This is a genomic window from Pseudomonas sp. NBRC 111140 (assembly GCF_001320885.1).
GTDB classification, from domain to species: domain Bacteria; phylum Pseudomonadota; class Gammaproteobacteria; order Pseudomonadales; family Pseudomonadaceae; genus Aquipseudomonas; species Aquipseudomonas putida_P.
Genome location: NZ_BCBQ01000029.1, coordinates 32,610 through 49,657, shown reverse-complemented (window position 1 = coordinate 49,657; position 17,048 = coordinate 32,610). Strand labels below are relative to the sequence as shown.

The window sequence follows — 17,048 nt, the reverse complement described above, 5'->3', positions numbered from 1 at the left end:
CAGAGGCAGACCGCATCATGAACCCTACATTCGATATCGCCGTCGTCGGCGCCACCGGCAGCGTCGGTGAAACCCTGGTACAGGTGCTCGAAGAACTGGCGTTCCCGGTCGCCACCCTGCACCTGCTGGCCAGTATGGAGTCGGCAGGCAGCAGCGTGATGTTCGCCGGCAAGAAGCTGAAGGTGCGCGAGGTCGACAGCTTCGATTTCGCCCAGGTAAAACTGGCTTTCTTCGCCACTGGCGCCGCCGTCAGCCGCAGCTTTGCCGGCAAGGCGCTGCAGGCGGGCTGCACGGTCATCGACCTGTCCGGTGAGCTGGACGGTGGCCTGGCCCTGGTGCCTGAAGCCAACGCGCAACGCCTGACGGGCCTGGCCCTGCCGGCGCGTATTGTCAGCCCGTGCTCGGCGGCGGTTGCCCTGGCGGTCGCGCTGGCGCCGCTCAAGGGCCTGCTGGACATCGAGCGGGTACAGGTGATGGCCGCGCTGGCGGTGTCTGCGCAAGGCCGTGAAGCGGTCAGCGAACTGGCCCGGCAAACCGCCGAACTGCTCAACGCCCGGCCGCTGGAGCCGCGCTTCTTCGACCGCCAGGTAGCGTTCAACCTGCTGGCCCAGGTCGGTGCTGCCGATGAACAGGGCCATACGGCACTGGAGCGCCGGCTGGTCAGCGAGCTGCGCGTGCTGCTGGGGCTGCCTGAACTGAAGATTTCCGTAAGCTGTGTTCAAGTCCCGGTGTTTTTCGGCGATAGCTTCAGTGTGGCCGTGCAGAGCCGTCGCCCGGTTGACCTGGAAGCGGTCAATCAGGCCCTGGAGAGCGCCGAAAGTGTTGAGCTGGTGGAGCGTGATGATTATCCGACCCCGGTAGGTGACGCAGTGGGCCAAGACGTGGTCTATGTTGGTCGTGTACGTCACGGTGTTGATGAAGACCAGCAGCTCAACCTCTGGCTGACCACCGACAACGTGCGCAAAGGCGCCGCACTCAATGCCGTGCAAGTGGCGCAATTGTTGATTAAACACATGCCGTAAAAGATACTGGCGAGCACTTTTGTCCTGCTCCGCATGCAGGTTTCGGGACGATTCATACAAAGGAAGAGGTCATGCTTCGAATTCGCAAACTGGTTCTGGCCATGGCTGCAGCATCCGCGCTGTCGTCTGGCATGGCGAATGCGCTGGGCCTGGGGGAGCTGACCCTGAAGTCGGCACAGAATCAGCCGTTGGACGCCGAGATCGAATTGCTCGACGTGCGCGACCTCAAAGCCGCCGAAGTGGCGCCGAGCCTGGCGCCACCGGAAGAGTTCAGCAAGGCCGGGGTGGCATTTCCGACCTACCTCGAAGACCTGACCTTCACACCGGTGATCAACCCCAACGGCAAGAGCGTGCTGCGGGTGACTTCCAGCCAGCCGCTGCCAGGGCCAGTGGTCAAGTTTCTGGTCCAGGTGATGTGGCCGCAGGGCCGCCTGCTGCGTGACTACAGCGTGTTGCTCGACCAGGCCAAGGCCCAGGGCGACAAACCGGCGGCGGGCAATGTCACGCCGGCTACAACCGGTGCCAGCAGTTACACCACCCAGCGCCGCGACACCTTGTGGCAAATTGCCGCGCGCAACACCCAGGGTGGCTCTATCCAGCAGACCATGATCGCGATCCAGGCGTTGAACCCGGACGCCTTCATTGGCAACAACATCAACCAGTTGAAGGTTGGCCAGGTGCTGCGCCTGCCCGACCAGCAGCAGATCCAGAACATTGCGCAGGCCGAGGCGAACAGCGAGGTGGCCGAACAATATGCCGCCTGGCGAGAAGGCCGCCGCCTGGGGCCGCGTGCGCGCCAGTTGGATGCCACCCGCCGTGGCGCTGCCGAGGCCGCGCCGTCGCGTATCGCCCAAGGCGACAACCTGCGCCTGGTCAGCCCGGGCAACCAGGCCGGTGCCGGCCAGGCCAAGGCGTTGAATGACAAGCTGGCGGTGGCCCAGGAAAGCCTTGACACCAGCCGCCGCGACAATGAAGAACTCAAGAGCCGCATGAGCGACCTGCAGAGCCAGCTGGACAAGCTGCAGCGTCTTATCGAGCTGAAGAACAACCAGTTGGCCCGCCTTGAAGCCCAAGGCGCAGCCACGCCGGCCCCAGCGGCTGCTGCACCGGCCTCGGCCCCTGCGGCGGCGAGCGTGCCCAAGCCGGCGCCTGCCGCCCAGTCGCAAGGTGTTGTCGACGAAATCATGGGCAACCCGCTGTTGCTGTGGCTGATCGCCGGTAGCGCGTTCCTGGTGCTGCTGCTTCTGCTATTGCTGCTGGCTCGCAAGCGCAAGGCCCAGCAAGAAGCTGAAAAGCACCTGCGCATGGCGCGTGCGCTGGAAGAAGAGCAGGGCACAGGCTTCGACAGCGATACCGAGAGCCTCGATGGCGTCGAAGTCTCGGAACCGAGCGTGACCCTGTCGCCGGCTGTGGTCGCAGCTTCCGCCGCCGCCGCTGTCGCTGCGGAAAAAGTGTCGGCACCCGTTGCCGAGGCAGAGCCCGAGCTTGAACCACAAGCAGACCCGCACGCCGCACTGCTTGCAGAAGTCGATCAGTGCCTGGCCGAAGGCCGTCTGAATCGCGCCGCCGACCTGCTGGAGCCCGCTGTGGCCGCAGCGCCGGAGCGTGACGACCTGCGTCTGAAGCTGATGGATGTGTACGCTCGCCAGGGTGACCAGAGCGCGTTCGCCGAGCAGGAGCGCCAGCTGTCGGCCGGCGAGCAGAACGTTGCCGAAGTCGCCGGGCTGAAAGAGCGTTATCCTGCCATGCTCGGCCTGGCTGCTGCCGGCCTGGGTGCGGCGGCGCTGGCTGCCGAGATGGATGAACAGTACGTGCAGGAGCTGCTGCACGACGAGCCCGAGGCCCCGGTGGTTGCGGATGTGGTGCCTGACGAGGTGCCTGAGTTCGAGCCACAAGTGGAGGCCGAACCCGAGGTTGTCGCGCAAGCAGAGCCTGAAGCAGAGCTGGAGGCCTTCGATGACGTGCCGACACTCGATGCTTCGGGCCTGGATGAGCAGGATCTGGACAGCGCATTCGACCTGAGCCTGGGTGAAGACCTGCCCGAGGAAGACCCGCTGGCAGCGCCGTTGCTGGATGAGCCGATGGCCCAGGAGCCTGTGCCCGACGAGTTGGTCATCGCCGAGCCTGTGCTGGATGAGCCAGAGCTGGAAGACGCTCAGCCAGAAGAACAGCCGTTCGCCGTGGATGCCGAGCTGCAAGACAGCGCCGACGCTGATTTCGAGGCCATGCTGGCTCAGGCTGAGCCACAATCTGCCGTGGACCTGTCTGATTTCGACCTCGATATCAGCGAGCCGGTTGCCCCAGCTGCTCCTGACGCGCTGGCGCAAGAACCGGTTGATGTCGCCGCCGAACTGGCCGCCTTCGACAGCGAGCCGGCATTTGACCCAGTGTCCGAGTTCGATATGCCGTCGGACTTCGACTTGTCCCTGTCGCTGGAAGACGACTCGCCCGCAGCCAAGCGCTTTGCCTCGGAGCTGGACGACGTCAACGCCGAGCTGGACAAGCTGTCGCAGAGCCTCGAATCGCCATCGCTGGAGCCGCACTTCACCCGCGAGGACGCGGTTGCGCAGCCCGAGCCCGAGCCTTTGGACGACCTGGACTTCGACTTCTTCTCCGGCAGTGACGAAGTGGCTACCAAACTCGATCTGGCCCGTGCCTATATCGACATGGGCGACAGCCAGGGTGCGCGCGACATCCTCGACGAAGTGGTCAAGGATGGCGACGACAGCCAGCGCCAGGAAGCCGAGGACATGCTCTCTCGCCTGGTCTGAGGTTGACTGCGCCGGCCTCTTCGCGGCAAGCCCGCGAAGAGGCCCTCAAACGCAGTGCATATCCAACGGCAGCCCTACACGGCTGCCGTTGTCGTTATAATCCCCGCCATTCCGTACACCCACAGGTTTCATGCGCTTGGACATCATCGACACCGCTACCGCCGAATCCGCGGCCGAAGGCTTCTCCCGTATCGCCCTGGGCGTGGAATACAAGGGCGCGCGCTACCGCGGCTGGCAGCGCCAGGCCAGCGGTGTACCGAGTGTCCAGCAGGCCCTGGAACAAGCCCTGTCCAAGGTTGCCAACGAGCCGATTTCGGTGATTTGCGCCGGGCGTACCGACGCCGGGGTCCATGGCTGCGGGCAGATCGTGCACTTCGACACCCGTGCCGTGCGTGACGAGCGTGCCTGGACCATGGGCACCAACTTCAACCTGCCGCACGACATCAGCGTGGTCTGGTCGCAGCCAATGCCGGCCGACTTCCATGCCCGCTTCAAGGCCTGCGCCCGGCGCTACCGCTATGTCATCTACAACGACCCGATCCGCCCGGCGCACCTGGCCGAGGAAGTGACCTGGAACCACCGTCCGCTGGACGTCGAGCGCATGGCCGAGGCCGCGCAGTTTCTGCTCGGCACCCACGACTTCAGCGCCTTCCGCGCCAGCCAGTGCCAGGCCAAGTCACCGATCAAGCACATCTACCACCTGCGCGTTACCCGTCATGGCCAGATGATCGTGCTGGACGTGCGTGCCACCGCTTTTCTGCATCACATGGTGCGCAACATTGCCGGTGTGCTGATGGCCATTGGCGCCGGTGAGCGCCCAGTCACCTGGGCGCGCGAGGTGCTCGAAGGGCGTAACCGCCGCGAAGGTGGGGTAACCGCCCACCCGTACGGGCTTTATCTGGTGCAGGTGGAGTACCCCGAGGAATTTGCGCTGCCCAAGCGTTACATCGGCCCACACTTTTTGAGCGGTTACGAGGCGTTGGCAGACTGACGGGCGAAAAGCCATTTGCTAACATCCGGCCTTTCGCCGCAATAACCAGGGTTCGCGTTCCATGAGCTATGTTCGCAGCAAGATCTGCGGGATTACCCGCATCGAAGATGCGCTGGCCGCCGCCGAAGCGGGTGCCGATGCCATCGGCTTCGTCTTCTATGCCAAAAGCCCGAGGGCGGTGGACGTGCGCCAGGCGCGGGCGATCATCGCCGAGCTGCCGCCGTTCGTGACCACGGTCGGGTTGTTCGTCAATGCCTCGCGCTGCGAGCTGAACGAGATCCTCGAAGTGGTTCCGCTGGACCTGCTACAGTTCCACGGCGACGAAACCCCGCAGGACTGCGAAGGCTACCAGCGCCCCTGGATCAAGGCCCTGCGTGTGCGCCCTGGCGACGACCTGGAGGCGGCCTGTAAGCAGTACGCAGGTGCCCGCGGTATTCTGCTGGATACCTACGTGGCGGGCGTGCCTGGGGGAACCGGTGAAGCGTTCGACTGGTCACTGGTACCGGCGCACCTGAGCAAGCCGATCATTCTGGCGGGCGGGCTGTCAGCCGATAACGTTGGCCAGGCCATTGCCCAGGTACGGCCTTATGCGGTGGATGTCAGTGGCGGCGTCGAACAGGCCAAGGGCATCAAGGACGCGGCGAAGATCGAGGCGTTCATGCGAGCGGTGAAGCAGGCGTGATGGCAGATGTGACGGCTGGCTGCGCGCCATCGTCCATAGCTTTCGCAGCCCTGCGGGGCCGCCGCCAGCGCTTATGGCGGCAAGAAAACACATTAGCGGTGGAGTGGCGCGCTGGAAGCCCCGGCGGCCGGTCCACCATCGTTTTGTAAAAGATTTTGAGCTCAAGGGCAGGGCAGGGCCGGCGACACCGACCCCCGCCTGCCAATACTGGAGAAAGAAAGCATGAGCAACTGGTTAGTCGACAAACTGATCCCTTCGATCATGCGTTCCGAGGTGAAGAAGAGCTCGGTGCCTGAGGGGCTGTGGCACAAGTGCCCGTCCTGCGAGGCCGTGCTGTATCGTCCGGAGCTGGAAAAGACCCTGGATGTCTGCCCCAAGTGCAACCACCACATGCGCATCGGCGCACGTGCGCGCATCGACATCTTCCTCGACGCCGAAGGCCGTGCCGAACTGGGTGCCGACCTGGAGCCGGTCGACCGCTTGAAGTTCCGTGACGGCAAGAAGTACAAGGACCGCCTGACCGGCGCCCAGAAACAGACCGGCGAAAAAGACGCGCTGATCTCCATGAGTGGCACCTTGATGGGCATGCCGATCGTGGTCAGCGCCTTCGAGTTCTCGTTCATGGGCGGGTCCATGGGCGCCATCGTCGGCGAACGTTTCGTGCGCGCGGCCAACTACGCCCTGGAACATCGCTGCCCGATGGTCTGCTTCTCCGCTTCGGGCGGTGCGCGCATGCAGGAGGCGTTGATCTCGCTGATGCAGATGGCCAAGACCTCGGCCGTGCTGGCACGCCTGCGCGAAGAAGGCATCCCGTTCATCTCGGTGCTGACCGACCCGGTGTACGGTGGTGTCTCTGCCAGCCTGGCAATGCTCGGCGATGTCATCGTCGGTGAGCCAAAGGCGCTGATCGGCTTCGCCGGCCCGCGCGTGATCGAACAGACCGTCCGCGAGAAGCTGCCAGAAGGCTTCCAGCGCAGCGAGTTCCTGCTGGAGCACGGTGCCATCGACCTGATCATCTCCCGTGGCGAGTTGCGCCCGCGTCTGGCCCGCCTGCTGGCGCAGATGACCGGCCAGGACACCCCGGAGCAAGCGCGTGAGGCGGCTGCCGTCGCGTGATGAAACAACGATCCCTGGGCGAATGGCTCGCCTACCTCGAGCAGTTGCACCCCTCGGCCATCGACATGGGCCTGGAGCGGTCGCAGAAGGTGCTTGCCCGGCTGGCGCTGGGCAAGCTGGCGCCACGCGTGGTGACGGTAACAGGCACAAACGGCAAAGGTTCGACCTGCGCCTTCGTGGCTTCGTTGCTGCGTGCCCAGGGCCTCAAGGTCGGCGTGTACAGCTCGCCGCACCTGTTGCGTTACAACGAGCGGGTGCTGATCGAGGGCCAAGAAGCCAGCGATGAGCGCTTGTGCGAAGCCTTCGCCGCCGTTGAGGCGGCGCGGGGCGATATTTCCCTCACCTACTTCGAGATGGGTACGCTGGCCGCGTTCTGGTTGTTCTACCAGTCGCAGCTGGATGCCGTGGTGCTGGAAGTGGGCCTTGGTGGCCGGCTGGACACCGTGAACGTGGTGGACGCCGACCTGGCCCTGGTGACCAGCATCGGCGTCGACCATGTCGATTACCTGGGCGATACCCGCGAGCTTGTGGCCTTCGAGAAGGCCGGCATCTTCCGCCCCGGCAAGCCGGCCCTGTGCGGCGACCTGGACCCGCCACGGCCGTTGCTGGACAAGGCTGGCGAACTGGCCGCGCCACTGTTCCTGCGCGGTCGTGATTTCGACCTGGCCAGCGCCGATGGCAGCTGGAGCTGGCGTGGTACCGCGGCCAATGGTGCGCAGGTAGCGCTGAGTGACCTGCCTTTACTCGACCTGCCCATGGAAAACGCCGCGTTGGCGTTGCAGGCTTACCTGTTGATGGGGCTGCCGTGGGATGCGGCGCAGGTTCGCCAGGCATTGCTGGATACCCGTATCACCGGGCGTCTCGACCGCCGCCAGCTGAACTGGCAGGGCAAGCCAGTTGAGCTGTTGCTGGATGTCGGGCATAACCCGCATGCGGCGCAGTACCTGGCCCGCCGCCTGGCGGCCCGTCCGCTGAATGGGCGCCGTTTCGCGGTGTTCGGCTTGCTCGCCGACAAGGACCTGGACGGCGTTATCGCGCCGCTGCAGGGCCTGGTCGACGAATGGGCAGTGGCGCCGCTGGACACCCCGCGCAGCCGCCCGGCTGCGGAACTGGCCACGGCCTTGACGAACCATGGCGCCGCAGTGAAGTCTTATGCCAGCGTCGACGCCGCCCTTGAAGGGCAATGCGCGCAGGCGACGGCGGATGACCAGATCCTGCTGTTCGGTTCGTTTTTCTGTGTCGCCCAGGCGCTGGAATGGCTGGAGCGGCATGCCCAGGAGGGTGGAGTAGATGGCAGTGCTGGATAAAGGGATGAAGCAGCGCATGGTCGGTGCGCTGGTGCTGGTGGCGCTGGCGGTGATCTTCCTGCCGATGCTGTTCAGCCGCGAGGACGAGATGCGCCAGGTGCACGTCGAAACCCCGCAGGCACCGGCCATGCCCAGCCTGCCGGAAGTGAAGGTGGAGCCGGTTGCCGTGCCGCAACCGCAGGTGATCCCGGAGGCGCCTCAGCAGGCGCCGGTGGTGATCGATGAAGCCACTGCGCCGGCGAGCACGCCCAGCCAGCCCATTACCCCGTCACCACAGACTCAGGCACAGGTTCAACCGCCCAAGCCGCAAGCGCCCGCGCCAGCGCCAAAGGTCGAGGCCAAGCCCGCTGCAGCCCCAGCGCCGGCAGCGCCTTCGAAGATCGACGTCAATGGTCTGCCAGTCAGCTGGTCGATCCAGCTGGCCAGCCTGTCAAACCGTGCCGGTGCCGAAAAACTTCAACAAACGCTGCGTAGCCAGGGTTACAACGCTTATATCCGCTCGGCGGGTGGCATGAACCGGGTGTATGTCGGGCCGTTGATCGAGCGGGCCGAAGCCGAGCGCGTGCGTGATGCGATCAATCGCCAGAACAGCCTCAAGGGCTTTGTGGTGAGGTTCCAGCCAGAACGCAGCTAATTCAGGCCGTAGGCTTCTGCGCGGCCCCTAAGATCTCTGCAGTACAGCCAGAACTGCTGGGGCCGCTTTGCGGCCCTTTCGCGACACAAGGCCGCTCCCACACCCAGGTGGCGCTAATCCCCGACATTCCGCTTACTCCCAGCCCTCTGCTCTGGTAAAATGCGCCGCCTCAAACGTCTGCAGGCAGCACCGTGGCATTTACCTTGGTTGATTGGGCGATCATTGCGATCATCGCCGTCTCCACACTGATCAGTCTCAAGCGCGGCTTCGTCAAAGAGGCCTTGTCCTTGCTCATCTGGATCATTGCCGGTGCGGTTGCCTGGATGTTCGGCGGTTCGCTCTCGGTGTATCTTGAGAGCTATATCCAGACGCCATCGATGCGCGTCATCGCTGGCTGCGCCATTCTTTTCGTCGCCACCTTGCTGGTGGGGGCCATGGTCAACTTCCTCGTCGGCGAACTGATCCGCGTGACCGGGCTGTCCGGCACCGATCGTTTCCTGGGCATGGCCTTCGGTGCCGCGCGCGGGGCCTTGCTGGTAGTGGTGGCCATAGGCCTGATCAGCCTGGGGCCGGTTCAACAGGACACCTGGTGGCAGGAATCACGCCTGATACCACAATTTCTCTTGGTCGCCGATTGGTCGAAAAACCTGATTCTGGGTTTCACCGGTCAGTGGTCGCCCAGTGGGTTGATCAGCGCTCCCGCTGATCTTCCGTTCAAGGAACAGTTGCTCGGGCCGTCCAAGCCCTGAGCGCTATTCACTCAAGTTTCGTCAAAGTAGGGGTTGCGTCGCATGTGTGGCATCGTCGGTATCGTCGGTAAGTCGAACGTCAATCAGGCGCTGTATGACGCGCTTACGGTCCTCCAGCACCGCGGCCAGGACGCTGCCGGTATCGTGACCAGCCATGACGGCCGGTTGTTCCTGCGCAAGGATAATGGCCTGGTGCGCGACGTGTTCCAGCAGCGCCACATGCAGCGCCTGGTGGGCAGCATCGGTATCGGCCACGTGCGCTACCCGACGGCGGGCAGCTCGACCTCGGCCGAGGCCCAGCCGTTCTACGTCAACTCGCCGTACGGCATCACCCTGGCCCACAACGGCAACCTGACCAATGTCGAGCAGTTGGCCAAGGAGATCTACGAGTCCGACCTGCGCCACGTCAACACCAACTCCGACTCGGAAGTGCTGCTGAACGTGTTCGCCCATGAGTTGGCGGTGCGTGGCAAGTTGCAGCCAACCGAAGAAGACGTGTTCGCGGCGGTTTCCCATGTACACAGCCGCTGCGTCGGCGGTTACGCCGTGGTGGCGATGATCACCGGCTACGGCATCGTCGGCTTCCGCGACCCCCACGGCATCCGCCCGGTGGTGTTCGGCCAGCGTCATACCGATGAAGGCGTGGAATACATGATCGCCTCGGAAAGCGTGGCCCTGGACGTGCTCGGCTTTACCCTGATCCGCGACCTGGCGCCGGGCGAAGCGGTGTACATCACCGAAGAAGGCCAGCTGTTCACCAAGCAATGCGCCGAAGCGCCGAAGTTGCAGCCGTGCATCTTCGAGCACGTCTACCTGGCCCGCCCGGACTCGATCATCGACGGTATCTCGGTGTACAAGGCCCGTCTGCGCATGGGTGAAAAACTGGCTGACAAGATCATGCGCGAGCGCCCTGAGCATGATATCGACGTGGTCATCCCGATCCCGGATACCAGCCGCACTGCTGCGCTGGAACTGGCCAACCGCCTGGGCGTCAAGTTCCGCGAAGGTTTCGTCAAGAACCGTTACATCGGCCGTACCTTCATCATGCCCGGCCAGGCCGCGCGCAAAAAGTCAGTGCGCCAGAAGCTCAACGCCATCGAGCTGGAATTCCGTGGCAAGAACGTGATGCTGGTGGACGACTCGATCGTGCGCGGCACCACCTGCAAGCAGATCATCCAGATGGCCCGCGAAGCCGGCGCCAAAAATGTCTACTTCTGCTCCGCAGCCCCTGCAGTACGCTACCCCAACGTCTACGGCATCGACATGCCGAGTGTTCACGAACTGATCGCCCACAACCGTACCACCGAACAGGTGGCCGAGTTGATCGGCGCCGATTGGCTGATCTATCAGGATCTGCCAGACCTGATCGACTCGGTCGGTGGCGGCAAGATCAAGATCGATCATTTCGATTGCGCGGTGTTCAACGGTGAGTACGTCACCGGCGATATCGACGAAGCCTACCTCGAGCGTATCGAGCAGGCCCGTAATGACCTGGCCAAGGTCAAGAACCAGGCCGTCAGCGCGATCATCGACCTCTACAACAACTGATTTTGGGAGCGACGGCATGACGGATCAATGGGATGCCGGGCGACTGGACAGTGACCTCGAGGGTGTCGGTTTCGACACCCTGGCGGTGCGCGCCGGTCAAAACCGTACACCGGAAGGCGAACACAGCGAAGCGCTGTTCCTGACCTCCAGCTATGTGTTCCGCACAGCGGCTGATGCTGCTGCGCGCTTTGCCGGCGAAACGCCGGGCAACGTCTACTCGCGCTACACCAACCCCTCAGTGCGTGCCTTCGAGGAGCGCCTGGCTGCAATGGAAGGCGCGGAGCAGGCCGTGGGTACGTCCACCGGTATGGCGGCAATCCTGGCCGTGGTCATGTCGCTGTGCAGCGCCGGTGACCATGTACTGGTGTCGCAGAGCGTGTTTGGCTCCACCATCAGCCTGTTCGAGAAGTACTTCAAGCGCTTTGGCGTACAAGTGGACTACGTGCCACTGGTCGACCTCAATGGCTGGGAGAAGGCCATCAAGGCCAACACCAAGCTGCTGATCGTCGAATCGCCGTCCAACCCGCTGGCCGAGCTGGTCGATATCACCGCGCTCAGTGAAATCGCTCATGCCCATGGCGCCATGCTGGTAGTGGACAACTGCTTCAGCACCCCGGCGCTGCAGCAGCCGCTGAAACTGGGTGCCGATATCGTGTTCCACTCGGCCACCAAGTTCATCGACGGCCAGGGCCGCTGCATGGGCGGTGTGGTCGCCGGCCGTGCCGAGCAGATGAAAGAAGTGGTCGGTTTCCTGCGTACCGCAGGCCCGACGCTCAGCCCGTTCAACGCCTGGATCTTCACCAAGGGCCTGGAAACGTTGCGCCTGCGCATGCGTGCGCACTGCGAAAGCGCCCAGGCCCTGGCCGAATGGCTGGAGCAGCAGGAAGGCGTGGAAAAGGTGCATTACGCAGGCCTGCCGAGCCACCCGCAGCACGAACTGGCCAAGCGCCAGATGAGCGGTTTTGGTGCGGTGGTCAGCTTTGAAGTCAAAGGCGGTAAAGAGGGTGCCTGGCGCTTCATCGATGCCACCCGGGTGATTTCCATCACCACCAACCTGGGTGACAGCAAAACTACCATCGCGCACCCGGCCACTACCTCCCATGGTCGCCTGTCGCCGCAGGAGCGTGAAGCTGCGGGTATCCGCGACAGCCTGATCCGTGTTGCCGTAGGCCTGGAAGACGTGGCCGACCTGCAAGCCGACCTGGCGCGCGGGCTGGCTGCACTGTGATCGAAATCAGCGGCAGTACCCCAGGCCACAATGGCCGGGTAGCCTTGGTCACCGGTGCCGCGCGCGGCATCGGCCTGGGCATTGCCGCTTGGTTGATCTGCGAAGGTTGGCAGGTGGTGCTTAGTGACCTGGACCGCAAGCGCGGCGCCAAGGTGGCCAAGGCGTTGGGTGACAACGCCTGGTTCATCACCATGGACGTTGCCGACGAGGCCCAGGTCAGTGCCGGGGTGTCCGAAGTGCTCGGGCAGTTCGGTCGGCTGGACGCGCTGGTGTGCAATGCGGCCATTGCCAACCCGCACAACCAGACCCTCGAAAGCCTGAGCCTGGCGCAATGGAACCGGGTGTTGGCGGTCAACCTCAACGGCCCGATGCTGCTGGCCAAGCATTGTGCGCCGTACCTGCGTGCGCACAATGGGGCGATCGTCAACCTGACGTCTACTCGGGCGCGGCAGTCCGAGCCCGACACCGAAGCTTACGCGGCAAGCAAGGGCGGCCTGGTGGCTTTGACCCATGCTCTGGCCATGAGCTTGGGCCCGGAGATTCGCGTCAATGCGGTGAGCCCGGGCTGGATCGATGCCCGTGACCCGTCGCAGCGCCGTGCCGAGCCGTTGACCGAGGCCGATCATGCCCAACACCCGACGGGGAGGGTAGGGACGGTGGAAGATGTGGCGGCCATGGTTGCCTGGCTGTTGTCGCGCCAGGCGGCGTTCGTCACCGGCCAGGAGTTCGTGGTCGATGGCGGCATGACCCGCAAGATGATCTACACCTGAGGCTTCCCGTCCAACCTATGCCGCTTTTGTCTTTTTTGAAAAAAATTCAATGGGGCTATTGACTTAGCTCCGCCATCTGCGTAAATTTCGCGGCCTCAGCGAAGCAAACGCAACAAGCAACATCGCGAGGGTGATTAGCTCAGCCGGGAGAGCATCTGCCTTACAAGCAGAGGGTCGGCGGTTCGATCCCGTCATCACCCACCACTTCCTGAGATGTTCCTAAAGCATCGGGTTTGCAAGAAGTCGATAGCCAGAGAGGAACGCACTGCGCAGCGGTAGTTCAGTCGGTTAGAATACCGGCCTGTCACGCCGGGGGTCGCGGGTTCGAGTCCCGTCCGCTGCGCCATTTTTCAGTAACAGATGGGTGCATGGCACCGGTCTGAAGCCACAAGGCAAATGCCTTGGGCTGATCCCAGTTTCAATCAGGCGCGAGCCTGAACGATACGCAGCGGTAGTTCAGTCGGTTAGAATACCGGCCTGTCACGCCGGGGGTCGCGGGTTCGAGTCCCGTCCGCTGCGCCATCTTCGTTTCAAGGTCCCTAGAACACCTTGAAGCAAACACAAGAGAAGCGATCACGTTATCGCTTTTTTTGTGCCTGCCCCGATGCCATTGCGGCGCAAGGGTAGACCCAGGTTTCAATCGGGCGCAAGCCTGAATGATACGCAGCGGTAGTTCAGTCGGTTAGAATACCGGCCTGTCACGCCGGGGGTCGCGGGTTCGAGTCCCGTCCGCTGCGCCATCTTCGCCTCAAGGCCCCATGAACGCCTTGAAGCAACGTCAAAGCGACCTTCGGGTCGCTTTTTTCGTTCTGGCGCCTGGTAAATTGCCTGCCTTTACCCAGATTTACACCAACCTGACAGGTTCTTCACCGACCAACGGTTCCTGTGCCTGCCTGCTGTGTTGCACAATAGGCACCTTCTCGACATACCCGGAATTCGCAATGACCAGATCTTCCGTCTTTGGTGCGCTCGGGCTGGCCCTGGTGCTGGCGGGCGTGACCGGTTGTTCCTCGAAAAAAGCGGCCGTCTATGAGCACGAAAACTTCGATGACTCAGGTACGTTCTCGCGCAGCTTTCCGGTGAGCGATGCTGGCTCTTGCGAGGCGGCCAGGCGTGCCTTGCTCAGCCAGGGGTACATCATTACCAGCAGCGGTGCCAACCAGGTGGTGGGCAACAAGAGCTTCCAGCAGAACAGCGAGAACCACCTGCAGATCAGCTTCAACGTCACCTGCGCGCCGGATGTGAGCGACGAACAGCGCTCGACCATGTTCGCCAACGCCCTGCAGGACCGTTATGCACTGAAAAAGTCCAATACCTCCGCCAGCCTGGGTGTGGGCGTGCTGGGGTCGGTGTCGATGCCGATCGGCTCCAGTGACGACTCGATGGTCAAGGTAGCCAGCGAGACCGTGACTGCGGCGCAGTTCTATGACCGCTATTTCGCCTTGGTGGAGAGCTATTTGCCCAAACCGAAGAAGGTCGAAAAGGCCAAGGTCGACGCACCAGTGCCGAAGGTTGAAAAGCCGGCGGTTGACCTGGGATTGCCGGAGCAGGCTGCGGCGAACCCAGTGGCGCCTGCCCCTGCCCAGGAAGCTGCACCCGCGCCTGCGGCTGTTTCCCCGGCAAGTGAGGCAGTCGCGGCACCGGTGGTGGATGACAGTCAGGGTTCGCAGCCGGTCGCACCGCCCGTGGAGGCTGCGCCGATTCAGGTGCAGCAGGATGCACAGCCTGCCGAGGCTGTGCCGCCTTCCCTTTGATAAAGCCGGTACAGGCTGTACACATCCCCTGTTACAGACACCCCGCGATAACTTCCTGAACACCTGCTACGTTTATCACTCATACGCTTGTCATCATCGCTTCATCCCACCTGCTTAGGCTGAAGGCGATACCCACGAAGACAAAATGAGCAAAGAGGACGCAGGGCTATGGATGAATATCAGGAAGAACTACTCGAAACCCAGGCTTATGAACTGGACACCCCGGAACCGGCCGACGATGCCACCGAGCTTTAACCCGCCCGGCGCTGGCTGCGGCGGAACTCCCCCGGCGTGAGGCCCGTCCAGCGCTTGAACGCGCGCTGGAAGGCCTCGGCTGAAGCAAACCCCAACAGATAGGCAATCTCGCCAAAGGCCAGCTCCGTGTCACGGATGTAGGTCTCTGCCAGGTCGCGCCGTGTTTCGTTGAGCAGGTCGCGAAACCGCGTGCCTTCCTCGGCGAGTTTGCGACGCAAGGTCCAGGTTGGCAGCTGCAGGTGCAGCGCCACTTCTTCCAGGTCCGGTTCACGGCCACCATTGAGCAGCGGGCCCAGCAGATGGGTGATGCGCTCGCCCAGGCTGCGTACCCGTGTGCGCTGTAGCAACTCTGCTTCGCACAGTTGCAGCAGGTGCTGCCAGGTGCTCGGGCAGTGCCTGGGGTTGGCTAGTTGCAGTGTTGCGCGGCTTAGCCGCAGTTGATTGGCTTCGGCCGTGAATTGCACTGGCGTGCTGCACAGCGCCTGATAGCGCGCAGCATAGGCGGGGGCGGAAAATTCGATGCTAAGGCGTTCTGCCTGTATCGCCATGCCGGCCAGGTCGGCAAGTTGCGCCAGCCAGCCGGCAAGCAGTGAATCGACCACGAAGCGGTTGTAGGCGTTGTAGGGGCTGATGGAATAGAAGCGCAACCAAGCGCCCTGGGCATCTTCCACGAAGCTGGAACGGCCACGGTAGTTGGCCGCGTACAGGGGCTCGAAGCGCAGCAGCGTGCGCGCCGCCTCGCCCAGGGTGGGGGCCTGGGCGGCGGTTACTCCGGCCAGGCCGGCATGTGCCAGGCGGCTCAAGCGCCCCATGTGCAGGCCGAGTGCGGCTTCGCCGCTCAGCTCGATGGCTGCGTGGCCCAGGTGCATGTAGCGGGGGATCGACAAGCGCGCGCCGGCTTCGGCAAGGCGTGGGGCATCCAGGCCATAGCGCAGCAACAGGGGCTCGGGGTCATGACCCCGCTCGCGCAGGGCTTCGGTCAGCGGCTGGACAAAGCCTACTGAAAGGTCGCCGAGGCGTACGCGGGGGCGGGCCATGGGCCTACAGCCACAGGTTCAGCAGGCGGGCGCCATGGCTAGGAGTACCCGCCAGCAGTTCACCCGACTGGCGGGCAAAGCCCTGGCCGTCGCTGGCCTGTTCCCAGAACTGCCCGCGCATGAACACGCTCATGCTGCTGACGCCGGCCCCGGCTGCCTCGGTCAGGCGCTGCCAGGCGTTCTGCTCGCTGACTTCGCCACGTTGCAGGGCCAGCCCAGCGGTGGCCTCCTGGTGGCGATTGCCACGCCATGGCGCTTCCCAGCTGCCTTTGCCGCTCAGGAACACCGGGTTGGCGATCAGCTGTACTGCTTGCTGTGCCAGTTGTTGGTGGTTTTCCGGGTACCAGCTGTCACTGCCCACCAGTACCCCCAGGCGCCCGGCGGGAGTCTGCACGACTTGCAGCGGGTGCTGGCGGCCGTCGTGGACATAGCGACGCATTTCACTGTCAGGGTATTGCTGGCGTTGGGGCTGGCCCAGTAGCGAGCCGTCGCCGGCAAACACCACGCTGCTGTTGAACAGCGGACCACGGCCGGCATGCAGCACGCCTTGTTTCACGTAGGGTTCGGGCAGCACGATCGAGCCGGCCACCAAGGTGACGCCAAACTCCTTGGCAAGGCCGCCGAACAGTTGCTGGTAGTCTGCGGCCATCTGCTCGGCCTTCATGCGCAGGTGCGCATCGGCACGCCAGTCGTCGCCGTCGGCGCCAAGCATGGCCAGGCCGTAGCGCAGCGGGTTGCTTAGCTCCAGCCATTGTTGAGCCTCGCGGCTCTGAGTGACCTGGTACAGCTCGTTTTTCTCACCGCGCGCCCACAACCAGGTACCGATGTGCTCTGGCAGCACCACCACCGTGCGTGGGCCCACCAGCCCTTGGGCTCGGGCTTGTTCCAGGTAAGCGGCGAGCTTGCGGTGCAGGCGTTGCAGGTTCTGGTAGTCGCCTGGGTAAAGCAGCGGCTCCACACCGAGCAGGTTGCCATGCTCGCCCGGCACGCCATGGTTGAGTGCCAACTCGATGCGCAGGTCGGACAGGTAGTGGCCTTCCGGGCGCTGTTGAGTCCAGAAACCGTAGCCGCAAAGCGCGGCGATCATCACCAGCGCCAGGGCGCTTGCCAGGAGTTTTCGCATGAAGCAGTACGGCACCTTGGACAGTGAGGGTCCCCTAGGTTAGTCGCGCTGTATGCCAGGA

14 protein-coding genes and 4 tRNA genes are annotated in these 17,048 nt (G+C 63.6%); 16 read left to right on the top strand and 2 right to left on the bottom strand.

The features are described from left to right. The first annotated feature begins 17 nt into the window (after positions 1-17). The 16 genes from APH42_RS11995 (at position 18) to APH42_RS11920 (ending at position 14,572) form a co-directional block, all read left to right on the top strand. Positions 18-1,022: an aspartate-semialdehyde dehydrogenase gene (locus APH42_RS11995; RefSeq protein WP_060493361.1), complete on the top strand. Its 1,005-nt coding sequence runs from the start codon at positions 18-20 to the stop codon at positions 1,020-1,022. Between the two features lie 71 nt (positions 1,023-1,093). Next, positions 1,094-3,793: a FimV/HubP family polar landmark protein gene (locus APH42_RS11990; RefSeq protein WP_060493360.1), complete on the top strand. Its 2,700-nt coding sequence runs from the start codon at positions 1,094-1,096 to the stop codon at positions 3,791-3,793. 130 nt (positions 3,794-3,923) lie between these two features. After that, the gene (truA, locus tag APH42_RS11985; protein WP_012271200.1) at positions 3,924-4,784 is read left to right on the top strand and encodes a tRNA pseudouridine(38-40) synthase TruA; all 861 of its coding nucleotides are present in this window, start codon (positions 3,924-3,926) and stop codon (positions 4,782-4,784) included. A 61-nt stretch (positions 4,785-4,845) separates the two neighbouring features. Further along, complete coding sequence (locus APH42_RS11980; protein WP_060493359.1) at positions 4,846-5,466, top strand: phosphoribosylanthranilate isomerase; 621 nt, start codon at positions 4,846-4,848, stop codon at positions 5,464-5,466. Between the two features lie 222 nt (positions 5,467-5,688). Then, on the top strand, positions 5,689-6,582 hold the full coding sequence (gene accD / locus APH42_RS11975) for an acetyl-CoA carboxylase, carboxyltransferase subunit beta (RefSeq protein WP_012271202.1): 894 nt from the start codon (positions 5,689-5,691) through the stop codon (positions 6,580-6,582). Next, entirely contained in the window at positions 6,582-7,889 is a 1,308-nt protein-coding gene (gene folC, locus APH42_RS11970) for a bifunctional tetrahydrofolate synthase/dihydrofolate synthase (protein WP_060493358.1), read from the top strand. Before accD ends, folC begins: the two co-directional genes overlap by 1 nt. Next, positions 7,873-8,523, top strand: a complete 651-nt coding sequence (locus APH42_RS11965) for an SPOR domain-containing protein (protein ID WP_012271204.1) — start codon at positions 7,873-7,875, stop codon at positions 8,521-8,523. Before folC ends, APH42_RS11965 begins: the two co-directional genes overlap by 17 nt. A gap of 191 nt (positions 8,524-8,714) precedes the next feature. Further along, on the top strand, positions 8,715-9,272 hold the full coding sequence (locus tag APH42_RS11960) for a CvpA family protein (protein WP_012271205.1): 558 nt from the start codon (positions 8,715-8,717) through the stop codon (positions 9,270-9,272). Positions 9,273-9,314: 42 nt separating this feature from the next. Next, positions 9,315-10,820: an amidophosphoribosyltransferase gene (purF, locus tag APH42_RS11955; protein ID WP_012271206.1), complete on the top strand. Its 1,506-nt coding sequence runs from the start codon at positions 9,315-9,317 to the stop codon at positions 10,818-10,820. A gap of 16 nt (positions 10,821-10,836) precedes the next feature. After that, positions 10,837-12,048: an O-succinylhomoserine sulfhydrylase gene (locus tag APH42_RS11950; protein ID WP_012271207.1), complete on the top strand. Its 1,212-nt coding sequence runs from the start codon at positions 10,837-10,839 to the stop codon at positions 12,046-12,048. After that, a complete protein-coding gene (locus APH42_RS11945; protein ID WP_012271208.1) occupies positions 12,045-12,818 on the top strand; it encodes an SDR family oxidoreductase in 774 nt (257 codons plus the stop codon). The genes APH42_RS11950 and APH42_RS11945 overlap by 4 nt, the downstream gene beginning before the upstream one ends. 128 nt (positions 12,819-12,946) lie before the next feature. Then, positions 12,947-13,022, top strand: a tRNA-Val gene (locus APH42_RS11940). Positions 13,023-13,087: 65 nt separating this feature from the next. Beyond that, positions 13,088-13,164: transfer RNA gene (locus APH42_RS11935), tRNA-Asp, on the top strand. A 99-nt stretch (positions 13,165-13,263) separates the two neighbouring features. After that, positions 13,264-13,340: transfer RNA gene (locus APH42_RS11930), tRNA-Asp, on the top strand. A 141-nt stretch (positions 13,341-13,481) separates the two neighbouring features. Beyond that, positions 13,482-13,558: transfer RNA gene (locus APH42_RS11925), tRNA-Asp, on the top strand. 201 nt (positions 13,559-13,759) lie between these two features. Continuing rightward, entirely contained in the window at positions 13,760-14,572 is an 813-nt protein-coding gene (locus APH42_RS11920) for a DUF2242 domain-containing protein (protein WP_012271209.1), read from the top strand. A 251-nt stretch (positions 14,573-14,823) separates the two neighbouring features. Here the strand turns inward: APH42_RS11920 and APH42_RS11915 are convergent, their stop codons facing one another. Together APH42_RS11915 and APH42_RS11910 are read right to left on the bottom strand one after the other, a co-directional pair. Next, positions 14,824-15,864: an AraC family transcriptional regulator gene (locus APH42_RS11915; protein ID WP_012271210.1), complete on the bottom strand. Its 1,041-nt coding sequence runs from the start codon at positions 15,862-15,864 to the stop codon at positions 14,824-14,826. A gap of 4 nt (positions 15,865-15,868) precedes the next feature. Continuing rightward, positions 15,869-16,987 (bottom strand): nitrilase-related carbon-nitrogen hydrolase, encoded by a 1,119-nt coding sequence (locus APH42_RS11910; RefSeq protein ID WP_012271211.1) that lies wholly within the window; start codon positions 16,985-16,987, stop codon positions 15,869-15,871. Between the last annotated feature and the right edge of the window lie 61 nt (positions 16,988-17,048).

Bases quoted from the DNA above. Each gene is read 5' to 3' on its own strand.
- APH42_RS11915 (WP_012271210.1), bottom strand. From the start codon at position 15,864: ATGGCCCGCCCCCGCGTACGCCTCGGCGACCTTTCAGTAGGCTTTGTC.
- accD (WP_012271202.1), top strand. From the start codon at position 5,689: ATGAGCAACTGGTTAGTCGACAAACTGATCCCTTCGATCATGCGTTCC.
- APH42_RS11920 (WP_012271209.1), top strand. From the start codon at position 13,760: ATGACCAGATCTTCCGTCTTTGGTGCGCTCGGGCTGGCCCTGGTGCTG.
- APH42_RS11990 (WP_060493360.1), top strand. From the start codon at position 1,094: ATGCTTCGAATTCGCAAACTGGTTCTGGCCATGGCTGCAGCATCCGCG.
- APH42_RS11995 (WP_060493361.1), top strand. From the start codon at position 18: ATGAACCCTACATTCGATATCGCCGTCGTCGGCGCCACCGGCAGCGTC.
- APH42_RS11965 (WP_012271204.1), top strand. From the start codon at position 7,873: ATGGCAGTGCTGGATAAAGGGATGAAGCAGCGCATGGTCGGTGCGCTG.
- truA (WP_012271200.1), top strand. From the start codon at position 3,924: ATGCGCTTGGACATCATCGACACCGCTACCGCCGAATCCGCGGCCGAA.
- folC (WP_060493358.1), top strand. From the start codon at position 6,582: ATGAAACAACGATCCCTGGGCGAATGGCTCGCCTACCTCGAGCAGTTG.
- APH42_RS11950 (WP_012271207.1), top strand. From the start codon at position 10,837: ATGACGGATCAATGGGATGCCGGGCGACTGGACAGTGACCTCGAGGGT.
- purF (WP_012271206.1), top strand. From the start codon at position 9,315: ATGTGTGGCATCGTCGGTATCGTCGGTAAGTCGAACGTCAATCAGGCG.
- APH42_RS11980 (WP_060493359.1), top strand. From the start codon at position 4,846: ATGAGCTATGTTCGCAGCAAGATCTGCGGGATTACCCGCATCGAAGAT.
- APH42_RS11910 (WP_012271211.1), bottom strand. From the start codon at position 16,987: ATGCGAAAACTCCTGGCAAGCGCCCTGGCGCTGGTGATGATCGCCGCG.